The sequence below is a fragment of the Terrabacter terrae genome (assembly GCF_039529575.1).
GTDB lineage: Bacteria > Actinomycetota > Actinomycetes > Actinomycetales > Dermatophilaceae > Terrabacter > Terrabacter terrae.
This window is the reverse complement of the sequence record NZ_BAAANB010000088.1, coordinates 1-1,548: the sequence shown is the minus strand read 5'-3', so window position 1 is coordinate 1,548 and position 1,548 is coordinate 1. Positions and strand designations below refer to the sequence as shown.

The following is a 1,548-nucleotide window of genomic DNA, read 5'->3' as shown; positions in this document are numbered from 1 at the left end:
TGCGGTCGTACCCGACCCCGCCCCGCGCACGAACGTCATGGTGTCGTGGGCGACGACCGTGTCGTTCTCACCGCGGAGCGCGAACCGCTGTCCCGGCACGTGCTCGACGACAAGGTAGTCCAGCTCGGTCTCACGGCCGAGGAACTTGCTGAGATTGCGGTAGCGCGTGCCGGGCCCGCCCTCCCCCGAGACTCGCTCGGTGCGCACGGTCCCGGGATCCCACTCGGTGGTGGTGGTGAAGTCGCTGAGGTAGGCGAAGACCCGGTCGACCGGCTGGTCCACCGTGACGGTGCGTTCGATCTCCATGCGCGCTCCCCAACCTTTGACAGACCTTAGACACGCACTCTACGGTCAGCCCGAGCGGTGGGCAACGTGTCCGTCCGCACACCACGTGTCACCAATCCGGTAGGGCCTGCGCCCCGAACCCCACGGGACCACATCAGCCAGGAGGCCCTCGGTGACCCGACCGCACGCGAACCCCAGCACGAGCCGTCCCACGGCAGCCGTCATCGGCGCCGGGGTGTCCGGCCTGACCGCCGCGCACGTGCTCAGCCGGACGCACCACGTCACCCTCTACGAGGGCGACAGCCGCTTCGGGGGGCACGCGCACACGCACTCGGTCGCCGGGCAAGACGGGAGCCTGCGCGTCGACAGCGGCTTCATCGTGCACAACGAGCGCACCTATCCCCACCTGCTCCGGCTCTTCCGCGAGCTCGACGTGCCCACGCAGCCCACGGAGATGAGCATGAGCATCACGTGCTCGGGCTGCGGGCTGTCGTATGCCGGTGGGCGCGGCCCCAAGGGCATGTTCGCCCAGCGCCGCCGCCTCGCGGACCCCCGGTTCGTTCGGATGCTCAGCGACGTGCCGCGCTTCCACAAGGCGGCCCGGGCCCTGCTGGCCGACGGCTCGCAGGAACCGACGTGGGGCGAGTTCCTGGCGCAGCAGCGCTTCTCGGACTACTTCGTGCGCCACTTCGCGATCCCGCTCGTCGCCTGCGTCTGGTCGTGCGGCGACCTCGACGCCTCGTCCTACCCGGCGCGCCACCTCTTCCGCTTCCTCGACCACCACGGCATGCTCACCGTGACGGGATCGCCCACGTGGCGCACCGTCACCGGCGGGTCGGCGACCTACGTCGACCGGCTCGTCGCGCGCCTGCCCGACGTCCGCAACGAGAGCCCGGTGACTGCGGTGGCCCGGCACGACGACGGCGTCGACGTGCGCGTCGGTGACGGGCACACGACGACCTTCGACCGCGTGGTGGTCGCGACGCACGCCGACCAGGCCCTCGACCTGCTCGCCGACGCGACCCCCGACGAGAAGCGCGACCTGTCGGCGATCCGCTACTCGCGCAACGAGACCTGGCTGCACCGCGACTCGTCGCTGCTGCCGGCAGCCCGCCAGGCCAGGGCATCGTGGAACTACCGCATGCGCCGGTGCGACACCGCGGCCCCCGACGTGACCGTGAGCTACTGGATGAACCGGCTGCACGGGCTCCACGACGCCGACGACCACGTGGTGACCCTGAACCCCTCGGGCACCGTCGACGA

General features: G+C 71.0%; 2 protein-coding genes. One reads left to right on the top strand and one right to left on the bottom strand.

Translation table 11 applies throughout. From position 1 onward, the window contains the following. Positions 1–306: SRPBCC family protein (locus tag ABD194_RS19325; protein WP_343994514.1), on the bottom strand; the 306-nt coding region annotated here is incomplete at its 3' end. A 151-nt stretch (positions 307–457) separates the two neighbouring features. On the opposite strand from ABD194_RS19325, the gene ABD194_RS19320 reads away from it, so the two are divergent. Beyond that, positions 458–1,548: NAD(P)/FAD-dependent oxidoreductase (locus ABD194_RS19320; protein WP_343994512.1), on the top strand; the 1,091-nt coding region annotated here is incomplete at its 3' end.